The organism is Amylibacter marinus, assembly GCF_030160015.1.
GTDB classification, from domain to species: Bacteria; Pseudomonadota; Alphaproteobacteria; order Rhodobacterales; family Rhodobacteraceae; genus Amylibacter; species Amylibacter marinus.
On the sequence record NZ_BSNN01000002.1, the window covers coordinates 713128 to 728372 of the forward strand.

Here is a 15245-nt window from a genome sequence, read left to right on the forward strand (position 1 = left end):
TCGCTGCGAAACCCTTTCGAAAGTTATGATATGAGCAAACCAACACTTGCCAATTGGCTAGCGCTGATCACCCTTGGCGTTATTTGGGGGGGGTCGTTTATGGGGGCTAAAATCGCCCTGATTGATTTGGAACCGATGACCGTGGCCTTGTTGCGCCTTGCGATTGCGGCGGTGGTTTTATGGCTGGTCACGCTGGCCACGGGGCGCAAGTTCCCTGGATTCAGCACGCCAACAGATCGCCGCATTTGGGGGCATATTGCGCTGATGGGGCTGATCACCAATGCCATTCCCTTTACCCTGCTGAACTGGGGCCAGCTATATGTTAGCTCTGGGTTTGCAGGGGTGACCATGGCGGTTGTGCCACTGTTGGTTCTTCCGCTATCGCATTTTTTCCTAAAGGGCGGGCAGATGACCCTACGCAAGACCGTGGGGTTTGGTTTTGGGTTTATAGGCATTGTGATCCTAATCGGGCCGGCAAAATTGCTGGCGGCAACGGGATCAAACCTAGAGCCGATTGCGCGGGTTGCCTGTATTGCCGCGGCCTGTTGTTATGCCTTGGGCACCATCAATACCCGCCTGTGCCCGCCGGTATCGGTGATGGCCTATTCTGCCGGTGGATTGATTATTGGCACCATCGCGCTGTTGCCTGTTACCCTGATGTTCGAGGGCATACCCAGCTGGCCGGACGCCCCTGCACTGATGGGGGTGGTATTCCTTGGACTTTTCCCAACGGCATTGGCCACGATCCTATTGGTCAGTGTTGTGAATACTGCGGGGCCTTCGTTTATGTCATTGGTGAATTATCAGGTGCCTCTGTGGGCGGTTTTGTTCGGGGTATTGTTCCTAGACGAATCGTTACCGCCCAGCTTCATCGGGGCCTTTGCGTTGATCTTGTTCGGATTGGCCATCAGCCAGAGCCGCGCCAAAACGGGCAAAACCTTCCCCGCGGGGAAGGTTTGAAAATTCAAAACTGCTGAAATCGGCCTAAAACCTTCCCCGCGGGGAAGGTTTTGCATTATAAACAATACGTTATGCGACAGAGCGCACAGTATCGGCTATATTCATCACAACGGTTTTCAACAAGGCCTCGTCCTCACATTCCCCCATAACCCGCACCAAAGGCTCTGTGCCGGATTTGCGGATCAGCAAGCGGCCCTTGGCGCCTAGCTCGGCCTCGCCGTCGGCAATTGCCTGAAGAACATTTGAATTTTCCAATGGCGTTGCCCCAATCGTAAAGCTGACATTTTCCAGCATTTGCGGCATGGGTTCAAACACCTGCAACAATTGGCTGGCGGGCATATTGCTTTCGACCATGGCGTTTAGGAACTGTAGACCCGCCATCAGCCCATCACCGGTGGTGGCATAATCACTCATCACGATATGGCCGGATTGCTCACCGCCAAGATTATAGCCACCGCTGCGCATTTCCTGCACTACATAGCGATCTCCAACGTTGGTGCGCTTTAGTGTGATACCTTGATCATCTAGGTGGCGTTCTAGGCCCATATTGGACATGACTGTCGCCACCAGTGTGTTCTGGGCCAATGTGCCGCGCGCCGCCCACTGGGTGGCAATCAGCCCCATCAGCTGATCGCCATCGGCCACTTGGCCTTTTTCATCGATCAGGATCACGCGGTCTGCATCGCCGTCAAGGCAAATACCCACATCAGCACCATGTTCCAACACCGCACGCGCCGCCGCATCCGGGTGGGTAGAACCGCAATCTAGGTTGATGTTAAACCCATCGGGGTTCACCCCCAGCGAGATCACCTCGGCGCCCAATTCCCATAGGACAATGGGGGCTGCCTTGTAGGCGGCACCATTGGCACAATCGACCACAACCTTCATCCCATCGAGTAGTTTTTTACGCGGGAAGGCAGATTTGGCAAATTCCATGTAGCGGCCAAGCCCATCATCGATGCGCCGTGCCATGCCGATGTTTTCGGCCTTGGCGTAATCAATCTCGCCCTGTAGGAATTCTTCGATTTTCAGCTCGGCGCCATCGTCCAGCTTGAACCCATCGGGGCCGAAAAATTTTATACCATTGTCCTGATATGAATTATGCGAGGCGGAAATCATTACCCCAACATCCGCCCGCATAGAGCGGGTAAGCACCCCAATAGCCGGTGTGGGTACAGGGCCCAACAGGTATACATCCATACCCGTTGACGTAAACCCAGCCGTAAGCGCATTTTCAAACATATACGACGAGCGGCGCGTATCTTTGCCGATCACCACGCGGTGCTGTTTTTTATCTTGGCGGAAATAGCGCCCAGCGGCGGCCCCCAAGCGGAGCGCCACATCCGGCGTCATTGGGAAAGTATTGGCCAAGCCACGCACACCATCGGTGCCGAAATATTTGCGTTGAGTCATCAGGTGCCCATTGTTGTTTTTGCGTCAGTCATTGCCTGCCACAGGCGCAGGGCCTGTGCAGTTTCGAATACATCATGTACCCGTAGTATTTGTGCACCCTGTGCCAGACCTTCAAGCCCCACCGCAAGAGAGCCGCCAAGCCGATCAGCAGGATCTTGCGCTTGTCCGAGTGTACCAATGAAGCGTTTGCGCGAAACCCCAAGTAATATCGGGCATCCCAGCCCGTGGAATAGGGATAATCCGCGGATCAGTAACATATTGTGTTCCAGTGTTTTGCCAAAACCGATGCCCGGATCGATGGTGATTTTGGATTTTGACAGCCCCGCATCCACACAGGCCTGCACGCGTGCCGCCAGATAATCGTAAACATCCAGCAAAACATTATCATATCTGGGGTTATCCTGCATGGTTTTGGGATCGCCACTGGCATGCATCAAACAGACATCAGGTTGGGATGTACCCACCAAAGACAGGCTGCGTGGATCATAGGACAGGGCCGTCACGTCATTAAACATGCCTGCCCCGCCATCTAGTGCGGCGCGCGCCACATCAGCCTTGCGGGTATCGATGGAAATGGGGGCGATTTTAGACAAGGCCTTCACCACCGGCTCTATTCGGTTGCGCTCCTCTATTCGATCAACGAAATCGGCCCCTGGGCGGGTGCTCTCGCCACCGATATCGATGACATCTGCGCCCTGCTGGTGCATTTCTTGGCCACGATGAACCGCCGCATCGAATGTATTATGCATCCCCCCATCAGAGAAGCTGTCTGGCGTGGTATTCAGCACCCCCATAATTTTAGGGCGATCCATCGACAGACCCAAGATTGTGCCGCGGGGCGCGGTGAGCGATTGCAGGGTCGTGCCGGGGATATCATCGGCATCGGTGATTTCTGGCGCGGCAGTACGGCTATGTTTGAGGCAATGGGTAAACCAAAGCGGCCCACCCGCCAATATATGCGCCGATCTGGGGCGGGCGGGGTGGTTTTGAACAAGTGGTTGATAATAGGCCATGTGCCCCCCAATATGTTTCTGGGGAATTTACGCGAGCATCTCTGGTTGTGCAAGAACCTGCATGTTTTCGCGAAACGGGCCAGAGCCTAGAATATAGACCTGATCGGCGGCGAATTGTTCTGCGAACCAGCCTGCTAAATCCAGCGGCGAGGCATCTGGGCTTGGCTTATCCGTCGCATCTAGCACCATTTTTGAGGGTGCCCAGACTGATAGTTGGTCTCGTTTCATGGCCCAATCCAGCTCTGTGCGGCTGTCAACCACCACACAGCGACTGTCCTTGCCGGCCAAAACCCAGGCGTTTTGCTCGATCGATAATAGGTTAATGCGGCGGTTGGCTGGTGTGATATCGGCCTGTGGAATCGGGGTTTGCGTGGTTTCTAGGCACAGCACGGCAGGTAGACAGTGGGTCTCGATTGCATTTAGCCATGTTTTCAGGGCACTTGATTGGATCAGCGCATTGGGTAGGAAAAAGACCCTGGGGTGTACTGGGGCTTCTTCGCCCACAGTTTCGTCCAATTTCACCAAATTATCGGCATCAATTCTGGAACGTACGATTTCAACACCCAATGTGCCGGGGATGCGATCCAGCTTTTCGATGCGTACAAAGACACGGATTGCCTTGGGGTTGGTTAAGATCTGTGCCGCGATCCGCTCGGCCAAAGTTTCAAGCAGGTTCAGTCGCTCGACCTCTAGCTGATGATCGATGGCCTCGGTGATTGTGTCATAGGACAGCACCTGATCCACATCATCAAATTTCGCCGCAGCCGTATTGGCAACCTCTAGCACCACGTTAAAGCGAATGCCTTGGGTTACACCACGCTCTGCCTGAAATGCGCCAATTTCCACATTTACAGTGTAATCACGCACAGCAATGCGATCATGGGGATCACGCGCGGTGGCGCTGGCGCGGGTTTCTAACGTTTCGAATGCAAATGCGGTATCTTTGGTCATCGGTTTTCCATCTGGCCATTTGATGTTCGGCACTGTTTACGCGCAGTGCCGCGGTGTTTTCAAGAGGCTTGTGGTGGTTTGGGAATTAACCGCGGTAGAAATGGTGGTGGCCGATTGTGGCAGTGCGGTCAAAGGCGCGCGACCAGCGAGGGCTGACGGATTTCGCATGATAGAATGTGGCACCAGATGTTAGTTTTGGGGCGCGTTGCTCCAAAACGATCTGGGCGATCTTCGCAACCAGCTCTTTGGCCTTCTTCTCGTGGTAGATCTCTTTGTGGCCATCACATTTATACGAGAACTGGCAAGCATTTCTACGATGGGCGCCTTGCGAGATCACCTTGCACACTGTGTTTGGGAATTTCTTTGAATTACGGCGGTTCACAATGACCTCGGCCACCGCAAAAATACCAGATAGGCTCTCGCCGCGGGCCTCGAAATACAGCGCCTCGGTCAAACAGGCCCACTCGGCATCGCCGCTGGCCTGTGGCAATGCATTGATTGTCGCCTTGGCGGGTACGGTTGCATAGATATGCACCTTGGGGCGGCGCTGAAACAATGAGCCGATTTTGCGTTTTTGGTTTTTGGGTGCAAATTTCACATTGGTGATGGTTAGGTTCCCAAAGGCATCGGCCTCTTCTTGGCTGGGCAAGGCATCTTTGGAATACAGCGGCATGCGCAGATCCCGAGCGGACAGAGCGGCCACATTGCCCTTTTCCCTCGGTTGGCCATCAATCGTCTTATTGATCGGCATATTCACAGACAGCTGTTCCGAAATCGGTACCCAGCGCCCGGTGCGCGTTGATCCGCTGGTGGCCTGATCTTTGGCCTCGGCCTGGGCCACGGCATTCAGTTGCGCCAGCGTATAGGACGCGGTGTTCGCATTGGCAGCCACGGGGATAATCAGGGCCGAACACAGGGCTATAACATTTAGATACTTCATCAGATCACCGCTACGATGGCACGTTTTTGTCTTTTGTTACTTGGGGGCTTGTAGGGTGCAAATGCGGATTCGTCTATCCCCCCCGGCGCATAGCACCTATGCATCTGGGGTGGATGTACTGATTTTTTGTTAAATTTTACTTACTTACTCATGCGGCGGCTGTCATTTTTTTGCCACATTTTTGAGTAATTGCGCCTGTGCGGCGGCCAATCTGGCGATTGGAGTCGAGAATGGAGAGCAAGAAACATAGTCGAATCCGGCCTCTGCACAGAATTTTACCGATTCGGGATCGCCCCCATGTTCACCGCAAAGCCCCAACAGAAGATCGGGTTTATCCGCCCTACCCCGCTCAGCCGCCATTAGTAATAACTCGCCCACACCATCCACATCTAACGAGCGAAACGGGTCCTCTGGGAAAACATTCAGATTGACATATTCGCGCATAAACCGCCCCGCGTCATCGCGGCTAAGACCATAGGTCATTTGGGTCAGGTCATTGGTGCCAAAGCTCATGAATTCACAAGAGCGCGCGATATCGCGCGCGCGCAAGGCCGCACGCGGGGTTTCCACCATGACGCCCAGCTTGTAATCCAGCGCAACGCCGCGTTCGGACTGTACGGCCGAGGCAATGGCATCGATACGCGATTTAACCAGCTCTACCTCGTGATTGGCCGACACCAAAGGCACCATGATTTCTGGGGTAATGCTGCGCCCCGTGGCATTGGTAAATTCAAGTGCGGCCTCGAATATCGCGCGGGCCTGCATATCGTAAATTTCTGGCACCGTAATGCCAAGACGCACGCCGCGCATACCTAGCATCGGGTTGAATTCCGAAAGTTCCTCGATACGCGCGCTGACCTTTGAGGACGGGATGCCCATGGCATCGGCCAAGGCCTTTTGTTGCGCGCGGGTGGTGGGCAGGAACTCGTGTAGTGGCGGGTCAAGCAGGCGAATACAGACCTGTGCCCCATTCATCAGCGCGAATATCTCTTGGAAATCGCCACGTTGCATAGGCAACAATAGGTTCAGCGCATCGATACGATCTTCGGCTTTGTCTGCGAAGATGAGTTCGCGCATCACCGTAAGGCGCCCCGGGTCGTAGAACATATGTTCTGTGCGCACCAGTCCAATTCCATCAGAACCAAAGGCCAGCGCCATACGCACATCCTGGGGGGTGTCAGCATTACAACGCACACCCATCTCACGCACCTCGTCTGCCCATGCCAAAAATTGGCGAAACGGGCCATCGAATTTGGGCTCGACCAGACCGGCCGCGCCCCAGAATATTTGCCCTGTTGATCCATCCAGCGTGATAACGGTGCCCTCTTTTAGGGTTTGGCCATCGGGTAATGTGATGGTTTTGGATCGTTTATCCACCGAGATATCCTCGGCGCTAACAACACAGGGTAGACCAAGGGTGCGCGCCACCACAGCCGCGTGGCTATTGATGCCCCCGCGTTCGGTTAGGATAGCATTGGCCGAATGCATGCCGCGGATATCATCAGGACTGGTTTCAACACGCACAAGGATAGAGGCCTCGCCGCGGGCCTGTGCCGCGACGGCGGCCGGAGAGGAGAAGACGATTTTTCCGCTGGCGGCGCCGGGGCTGGCACCGATCCCCATGGCCAGCTGCTTTGGGGCGGCCTTGGGGTCGATTTGGGCGTGCAGGACCTCGGAAAGGTTGCGCGGGGCTACGCGGGCCAACGCCTGATCGCGGCTGATCAGCCCCAGTTCCACCAGATTAACCGCAATGGCGATGGCCGCACGCACGTTGCGTTCGGCTGGGGTGGCATCCAACAGCCAGACTTGGCCGTCCTCGACGGTAAATTCCACCTGCATTTCATCGCGGTAAATTTCGCGCACCTGTGCGCCGTAGCGTTGCAATAGCATAAAGGATTCTGGGCAAGCCTCTTCCAGCGAGGGGCCGCGCTTGTCTTGGGCCAGATACTGTGCCGTTTTGGTGGTATCCATGGCATCCCTGCCCTGTGATTGCCCTAGATAGCGGCCAGACAGGTTCACCGTGCCTGTGGTGGGGGATACGAATTGGGCAATGCCAGATCCGAATTCACCCTTGCCAATACCCAGCACCATTTCCTGAACCAACAGCCCCAATCCCGCATCCGCAGGGGCCCCGCGCGCGGCGCGCAGGATCCGCCCGCTGGCACCATTCCATGCATTGGCCATTGAGCGTAGTGCTTGGCGCAACTGATCTTCGGGGTCCTGCGGGAAAGGCATATCCATTTCAGATTCGTAATAGGCCAAAGAGTGCGCAAGGGCGGTGGCAGAATCGGTGCCCGCATCGGTTTTAGATCGATCAAGGATCGCATCGAAATCTTCTGCATCAAGGCGCGCCACATTGATCGCAAACCCCTGTACAAAGCGCAAATAGAAGGCATCGGCGGCCTCTTGGCCCAGCGTGTCGATCAAATCCTTGTGGCGCGCGGCGTTCATGCCGATATTCAACAAGGTTTCGGGCCCACCCCAATCGCGGTTAATCGGGCTAACACGCAGGGAAACCATAACCCCGTTTTTCAAGGCGGTGCTGACGGGCCATGATTCTGGAAATTCGCCGCGGCCAAATTTGCGCACGGTATCCGCCGCAAAGGCCCAACCATTGGGAATAGGCAAATTAGCCCGCAACAGCTCTACTGCGGCGGCGGCGCGTGCGCCGTATACCGATACCGGCACTTCGGCTGTGGCGCTAAGGGCGACGCAATCTGGGTATGTTTCTTGGGTTCCGTCCATTTGGGCCTCCGGGGGATAGGCTACGCATTGGGATAGGCTACGCATTTGCGTATCAATAGAACAGAGCAAAATGAAAATCATATTTATTCTGTGGCGTTCAAGCCAGAGAATGGCACTGGGGGATAATACAAATCGGACGCGAACAGGTGCACCTATCCGCGTCCTTACAAAATGGGTGTTTGGGTGGAAACCCCCATTTGTTCCATCTTCATTGAGATCCTGGGGAAATCAATGAAAAGTGGCATTGCCCCTGATTTTGTCAATGTCGCTGAATTTGGACAAATTTATGGCCCTTGTTTGGCGGAACCGAGGCAGGCGCGATTATCCTTCTATTTTTTCGAAGGCGGCAACGCTGTTCATAACACTGCGGATGCGATTCAGCAGGCACAGCCGATTTCGACGCAGGATTTCCGAATCTGCGTTCACCTGAACATGCTCGAAAAACCCATCAATCGGTGCGCGCAGAGCGGCCAAAGCGGCCATAGCGGCGGTGAAATCCTCGGCTTTGATGGCGCCATCCAGCAGGGGCTGGGCGGTATCAAGGGCGCTGAACAGCGCTTTTTCGGCATCGTCCTCGGCCAATTTTGCCTCTGGGTCTAATTCATAGAATACCCCGTCTTTTTTCTCTTCGGCCGTGAGGATATTATTGGCGCGCTTAAAGCCCTGAAGCAGGTTCTCGCCATCTGCGCTGTCACGGAAACCTTGCAATGCACGGGCACGATTAACCAAGAGTGAGAAATCATCGTTACGTGGCATGGCAAGGCAGGCGTCGATCACGTCATGTTTGATGCCGGCATCTTTTAGGTAGACCTTTAGGCGGTCGTGGAAGAAGGAGAGGAGGTTGTCTAAATCAACTGCCCCACCGCCCCCAGCTAGAGTCTGGGCACCCAGCCACTTCAGAAGGTCAACCCGAACACTATTTTCCAAGATCAATCGAATAACCCCCAATGCTGCGCGGCGCAGGGCGAAGGGGTCCTTGGATCCTGTGGGTTTTTCATCAATCGCCCAGAAACTTGTTAGTGTATCCAGTTTGTCCGCCATCGCTACGGCTACGGAAACAGGAGCGCTTGGCACTGTGTCTGTCGGCCCAAGGGGGGAATAATGTTCCTCGGATGCCGCGCCAATTTCATCCGGCAACCCAGCCTCGGCGGCATAGTAACGCCCCATCAGCCCTTGGAGCTTGGCGAATTCGCCAACCATTTCTGATGACAGGTCTGCCTTGGCCAATTTTGCGGCCTTCGCGGCCAGATCAGCATCAGCACCGACAATCGGGGCCAGTTCGCGGGCGAGTTTGGCGATGCGGTCAATCCGCTCTGCCTGTGTGCCCAGCTTGTTATGGAAGGTTACGTTGGTCAGCTTATCTGCCCAAACGTCCATGCCTGCCTTGGCAATACGCAGATCGTTTTCCCAGAAGAATTTCGCATCAGACAGACGCGCAAACAGCACCTTTTGGTTCCCCGCAAGGATGGTGGCGCCATTGTCCGCAGTGGTGCGGTTGGCCACGGTGATGAATTTTTCAATTTGGCCGGTTTTGGCATTTTTCACCGAGAAAAATTTCTGGTGTTCGCGCATAGATGTGATCAAAACTTCGGGTGGTAGGTTCATGAAATCAGGTGCGATATCGCCCATCAAGACCACTGGCCATTCCACCAGCCCTGCGACTTCGGCCAGCAATGCGCTGTCTTCGACCAATTCCAAACCTGCGGCGAAGGCCATGTTCTTGGCATCTTCCCAGATATGTTCGGCGCGCTCTTCGCTGTCGAGCATCACAAAGGCTGATTTCAGCTCTGTTTGGTACTGGGCGAAGCTTTTTACAGAAAACCACTGTGGCGCCAAGAAGCGATGCCCCGCGGTTAGATTGGCGGATTCGATGCCATCGATTTCAAAGTCAACGATCTCGGCGCCGTCTTCGGCGGATAGAATACACAGGATCGAATGCAAGGGGCGCACCCAGCGCAAAGAACTACTGCCCCAGCGCATGGATTTGGGCCAGGGGAAATTGCGGATAATTTGAGGCAGAACCTCGGCCAAAATCTCGGATGCTGTGCGCCCCGGCTTTTGCATCACTGCATAATAGGTTTGGCCCTTTTTATCATCGCGGATTTCCAGCTGATCCTTGGTAAGGCCAACGCCGCGCAGGAATCCATTCAGCGCCTGCTCTGGGGCATCAACGCGCGGGCCTTTGCGTTCCTCGGTTAGGTCTGGGGATTTATCCAGCAGGCCATCGATGGTCAGGCACAGGCGGCGCGGTGTAGAGAGCGCCCCTGCATCCGCATAGGTGATACCGGCATCCACCAAGGCATCTGTGACCAGTTTTTTCAGGTCAGCCGCCGCGCGGGCCTGCATACGGGCGGGGATTTCTTCGGAAAAGAGTTCAAGCAGTAAGTCAGCCATTAGTTTTCAACCTTTTGGTGCCACGCAACGGCGCGCCCGTTGGGGTAAACGGCAATGATGCGATCATAGCCGGGAATAATATCATGTTGCCCCAATAGGGCCATTGCTTCGCCGCTGGCGATATCTTGGGCGATTTGCCCGTGATCGAAACAGTCCATAGGGCTGCGGGTTTTACGCGGTGATGCGTGATCAGCGATTACATATGTTTCGCTTAGCAGGCCAAAGGACATAGGCGTGTCAAAGCAGGCAAAGAACTCTTTGCCGTTGGTGGAATAGCTGGTTACGGGGTCTGACCCGATCAGCATGTCATCCAGCGTACCACCAATAACCGAGGTAAGGCGCAGGGTGAAAATATCTGCGTTTCGATCGCGCATCACGTTTTTGTCTTCGGCACCTTCGGGTACGGGGCATCCATCGGGCAATGGATCGCCGGAAAAATGTGCCGTGCCGCAAGAATTGGTCTGGCGCCACATAAAGGCACGGCCGTCCTCGTATTGCGCAATAAAGCGGTCAAACCCAAAGGGTTCGTTCTCTTGGGCCAGAATTGCCGTGGCATTGCCCGCCTGCAGGTCTGCGCCGATTTCTTTGGCATCGAAGCATTTAAAGAAATTTGGTGCGATCAGCGGCGTTGCGATATCCTTGTATTCATCGGTCGGGAAGTAATCCCAATCCACATCAAAACAGGCCCGCATTTTAAGGGGTGAGGTATCCGCATCAATCCCGCGATAGTTTTTAACAGGGAAGGCATCACCATAGGCCATGATTTCAGTCACATCGGTGATTTCGTTGTAATAGGCATTTTGGATGCTATACCACAGCCCTGCGCCCATAGCGCCCGCCGCCAGAAGTAATCCGCCCATCAGAACCGATCCTTTCATGGCGCTGCCCCGCCTGCCTCGGTTTGCACAAATGCATCCGCGCAAAGTTTGGCCAAGGCGCGCACGCGCCCGATATAGGCCTGTCGTTCGGTAACCGAAATCACACCGCGTGCATCCAACAGGTTAAACACGTGGCTAGCCTTGATGCATTGATCATAGGCGGGGTGCGCCATGATGATTTTAGCGCCGGTTTTGGGGTCTTCATGTGGGGTGTCGATGATGCGCTGGCATTCGGCCTCGGCATCTTTGAAATGCTGAAGCAATGTGTCTGTATCGGCAACATCGAAGTTCCAGCGCGAATATTCTTGCTCTGTTTGTTTGAACACATCCCCGTATTTCAACGCGATGGCCGCGTCCGGGTCATTGAATGGCATGTCCATCACGTGATCCACACCCAGCACATACATGGCCAGGCGTTCCAGCCCGTAGGTCAGCTCGCCAGAGACTGGCTTGCAGTCGTGCCCACCAACCTGTTGGAAATAGGTGAACTGCGATACCTCCATGCCATCGCACCAGACCTCCCAGCCAAGGCCCCATGCGCCCAAGGTTGGGCTTTCCCAATCATCCTCTACAAAACGGATATCGTGCATTTCCATATCAATGCCGATCGCATTCAGTGAACCGAGATACAGGTCTTGCAAGTTCGGGGGGCTGGGTTTGATCAGCACTTGGTATTGGTAATAGTGCTGTAAACGGTTCGGGTTTTCGCCATAGCGCCCATCGGTGGGGCGGCGCGAGGGCTGAACATAGGCCGCGGCCCATGGTTTATTGCCCAATGCCCGCAGGGTCGTTGCTGGGTGAAATGTACCCGCGCCGACCTCCATATCATAGGGTTGCATGATCGCGCAGCCGTTCTCGGCCCAGTAATTCTGCAGGCGCAAAATAATTTCTTGGAAGCTGCGGGGTTTTGACGATGCTGTTTGTGCCATAACGGGGCCTTTGCGGATTTGTTTGCGCCTTACTAGGCAAAGAAGCCTAGGGGGTCAATTCAATCTGGTGCGCCCTGTGCTTGCCTGATTGAATTGACGATGGTTTTCCTAAATTGACGAAAAAAACAACCCTAGCGATCCAAAACCTTTTCTAGCCGCGCTCCCTGCTCTACCACCGCCTCAATCAGCACATCCAAATCACTCTCTTGGGTGCGGTGATTGGTGATATTTACACGGATCGCCGTCTCGCCATTCAGCACAGTGGTAGAGGGCACCGCAACGCCGCTTTCTTGGAGGGCAATCACGATTTCTGTGTTCAGTATATCCATATCCACCCGATCAGAGGTATAGCGGAAGCAATTGATGTTCAGCGGGGTTGGAGCCATGGGTTGCAGGCGCTCATGGGCCACGATCCGCGCCCGCAGCGCCCCTGCCAATGCGATATTGCGATCAATGGTGGCGCCCAGCGCATCAAAACCGTGTTCCACCAAATGCGCCCAGACCTTTAGGGCACGAAAGCCGCGCGACAGCTCTGGGCCGTAGTCCACTGCCCAAAAGGCGCCCCCCGCCAGTCCGCGCTCGGTGCCGCGCAGATATTCCGCACGATCAGAGAACGAGGCGCGGTGTGCGGCATCGTTGCGGATCAAAACAAGGCCCGCCTCGTAGTTCACCTGGAACCACTTGTGGAAATCAAAGGCCAAGCTGTCGGCGCGCGCAATACCCGTTAGGCGATCCGCCGCGGCTGTGCCCAGACGCCCTGCCGCCCCAAAAGCACCATCAACATGGAACCATAGTTTATGTTCTGCGGCGATATCGGCGATGGTTTCTAGATCATCAATCGCGCCCATGTTCACCGCCCCCGCAGTGCCCGCCACCAGAAAGGGTTGATGCCCTGCGGCCACGTCGGCCTCGATTTGTGCGATCAGCGCATCCGTATCCATTTCAAAAGCATCGTTACAGGGCACAAGGCGCAAGGAGTCCGTGCCCAAGCCCAAGAGGTCAAACGCTCGTTTGATACAAGAATGCGCCTGATTAGATGTATAGCCAACCAGCCGCCCCTGCGGCACCCCGCGGATTGATGCCAGCGCATTGGCCTGATCACGCGCAGTTTTCAGCGCAACCACAGTAGCCAAAGAGGTACCAGACACAATCAAGCCTGATGCAGTTTCCCCAAATCCCATGACATCGGCGCACCAGTTGATCACCTGTTTTTCCACCACGGGGGCCACATGATTACGGCCACCTGCATTCACATTCATCGCCGCCGCGATAATGTCGGCTAAAACCCCAGAGGGTGCCCCCGCCCCATGCACCCAGCCGAAAAACCGTGGGTGGGTATTGCCCACGCCATAGGGCAGGATAGCGCGCAGGATTTGATCCACATCACCACCGCCGCGCGGCAGGGGTTGTTCTATCTGTGCCTTCAGCTGATTGGGCAGTGGCGTCCATACGCGGCCCTGATCGGCGGTGCTCATCTTGTCTAGGCTGTCATCCAGCAGTGCATGTGCGCGAGCGCGAAACTCATCCCAATTTTTGGGATCCAAATCACCAGTTGTCACGGTATTATCCTCTCCAGAAGGTGGCGGTGAACAAAACGTATACCGCCATTAACTCTAGCCGCCCGATCAACATGCCTGCGGCCAATATCCATTTTGCATTATCATTCAGCCCAGCGAAATTCCCCGCAGGCCCGATTTCAGAACCAAGGCCTGGTCCAATATTGGCCAGGGCCGCCGCGGCCCCCGAGATAGATGTGATGGTGTTTAGGCCCGTCATGCCCAGCGCCACCGCCAAAACCGCCAGCGTCACCAGAAACAACACCAGAAAGGCCATCACAGACGAGACCACATCTTCTTGGACTGTTGTTTTATTATAGCGTGGCTTAAAGATGCCATGCGGGCTGTGAATTCTCTTAATCTGTGCAGAAATAGACGCAAACAGCAATTGAAAACGGAAAATCTTGATCGAACAGGTGGTAGAGCCCGCACAACCGCCTATCAGGCCAATCAGAAAGAAGAAAGTAATGGGAAAGGCCCCCCATGTCATATAGTCAGCGCTGGCATAGCCCGTGCCCGTAAGGATCGACACCCCATTAAAGGCGGCCTTGCGTAGGGCAAACTCGAACGAGTTGGTGATAAAATACCACCGCCAAGCCACCAATATGCCGACCACAATCACCAACGTATAGATGAAGCCACGAATTTGCGGATCGGCCCAGATCGGGCGCACCGATCCGCCCAGCAATTGCACATAGCGCACAAAAGGCAAGGCTGCGAGGATCATAAACACCACCGCGATATATTCAGCCGCCGCCCCCAGATCACCAAATGAGTTATCATAATTAGCAAAGCCGCCCGTTGCGATGGTGGTCATTGCATGTACCGAGGCATCAAACAGCCCCATACCCGCCATAGAATAGGCCACCATACAAATCAGTGTCAGACACAGGTAGATCGAGGAGATCGAGCGCGAAATTTCCGCCGCGCGTGGCAGAATTTTACCAAATGTATCAAACCCTTCGGTGCGAAAAATCTGCATCCCCCCCACGCGCAGAACAGGCAAGAACACCATAGCGACCACAACCACGCCAATTCCCCCGAACCATTGCATCAGCCCGCGCCACAGCAATAAGCCCCGCGGCAGGGTTTCCAGCCCGGTAAAGACCGTGGAGCCCGTCGTGGTTAGCCCGGACATCGCCTCGAAAAACGCATCGACAAAGCGTGCGTCCGTCGCCCCCCAGACAAAGGGCAGCGCCCCAAAGACCGGCAGAACCAGCCATACGCCAGTGGTGAGGAAGAAGGTCTGTTGGATATTCAACGTACCTGTCGTGGCATTATGACAGCACAGTGCAATTGCCCCGCCAATGAGCACCGTGGTGAATGCAGATAGCCCCATCGCCACCCAATTGCCATGGCCGTCGATCAAATCCATAGCCATAGGCAACACCATTGCACCGCCCAGTGCCATAATAAGAATACCGATTACATAGCCCGCAGGACGTAGATCAAACATAGCTGCAGGT

General features: G+C 55.0%; 11 protein-coding genes. 1 reads left to right on the top strand and 10 read right to left on the bottom strand.

Features of this window, described 5'->3' with window-relative positions:
- Window positions 1-30 precede the first annotated feature (30 nt).
- A complete protein-coding gene (locus QQL62_RS04335) occupies window positions 31-960 on the top strand; it encodes a DMT family transporter (protein ID WP_284376407.1) in 930 nt (309 codons plus the stop codon).
- A gap of 69 nt (window positions 961-1029) precedes the next feature.
- Here the strand turns inward: QQL62_RS04335 and glmM are convergent, their stop codons facing one another.
- The 10 genes from glmM to QQL62_RS04385 all read right to left on the bottom strand — a co-directional run bounded on the left by glmM (window position 1030) and on the right by QQL62_RS04385 (window position 15235).
- On the bottom strand, window positions 1030-2373 hold the full coding sequence (glmM, locus tag QQL62_RS04340) for a phosphoglucosamine mutase (RefSeq protein ID WP_284376408.1): 1344 nt from the start codon (window positions 2371-2373) through the stop codon (window positions 1030-1032).
- Window positions 2373-3386, bottom strand: coding sequence for a dihydropteroate synthase (folP, locus tag QQL62_RS04345; RefSeq protein ID WP_284376410.1), 1014 nt, complete (start codon window positions 3384-3386; stop codon window positions 2373-2375). The genes glmM and folP overlap by 1 nt, the downstream gene beginning before the upstream one ends.
- Before the next feature lie 27 nt (window positions 3387-3413).
- Window positions 3414-4337 carry a dihydroneopterin aldolase gene (locus QQL62_RS04350; RefSeq protein ID WP_284376412.1) on the bottom strand — a complete coding sequence of 308 codons (924 nt, stop codon included), beginning with the start codon at window positions 4335-4337 and terminating at the stop codon, window positions 3414-3416.
- An 85-nt stretch (window positions 4338-4422) separates the two neighbouring features.
- A complete protein-coding gene (locus QQL62_RS04355; protein ID WP_284376415.1) occupies window positions 4423-5277 on the bottom strand; it encodes a cell wall hydrolase in 855 nt (284 codons plus the stop codon).
- A 162-nt stretch (window positions 5278-5439) separates the two neighbouring features.
- Window positions 5440-8022: a pyruvate, phosphate dikinase gene (gene ppdK / locus QQL62_RS04360; RefSeq protein ID WP_284376417.1), complete on the bottom strand. Its 2583-nt coding sequence runs from the start codon at window positions 8020-8022 to the stop codon at window positions 5440-5442.
- A 321-nt stretch (window positions 8023-8343) separates the two neighbouring features.
- Window positions 8344-10416, bottom strand: coding sequence for a glycine--tRNA ligase subunit beta (gene glyS / locus QQL62_RS04365; RefSeq protein WP_284376420.1), 2073 nt, complete (start codon window positions 10414-10416; stop codon window positions 8344-8346).
- Window positions 10416-11276, bottom strand: coding sequence for a DUF6446 family protein (locus QQL62_RS04370; protein ID WP_284376422.1), 861 nt, complete (start codon window positions 11274-11276; stop codon window positions 10416-10418). Before QQL62_RS04370 ends, glyS begins: the two co-directional genes overlap by 1 nt.
- Before the next feature lie 14 nt (window positions 11277-11290).
- Window positions 11291-12223: a glycine--tRNA ligase subunit alpha gene (locus tag QQL62_RS04375; protein ID WP_284376424.1), complete on the bottom strand. Its 933-nt coding sequence runs from the start codon at window positions 12221-12223 to the stop codon at window positions 11291-11293.
- Window positions 12224-12354: 131 nt separating this feature from the next.
- The gene (locus QQL62_RS04380; protein WP_284376426.1) at window positions 12355-13782 is read right to left on the bottom strand and encodes a pyridoxal phosphate-dependent decarboxylase family protein; all 1428 of its coding nucleotides are present in this window, start codon (window positions 13780-13782) and stop codon (window positions 12355-12357) included.
- Between the two features lie 4 nt (window positions 13783-13786).
- Window positions 13787-15235, bottom strand: a complete 1449-nt coding sequence (locus tag QQL62_RS04385) for a TrkH family potassium uptake protein (protein WP_284376432.1) — start codon at window positions 15233-15235, stop codon at window positions 13787-13789.
- Window positions 15236-15245: the final 10 nt, after the last annotated feature.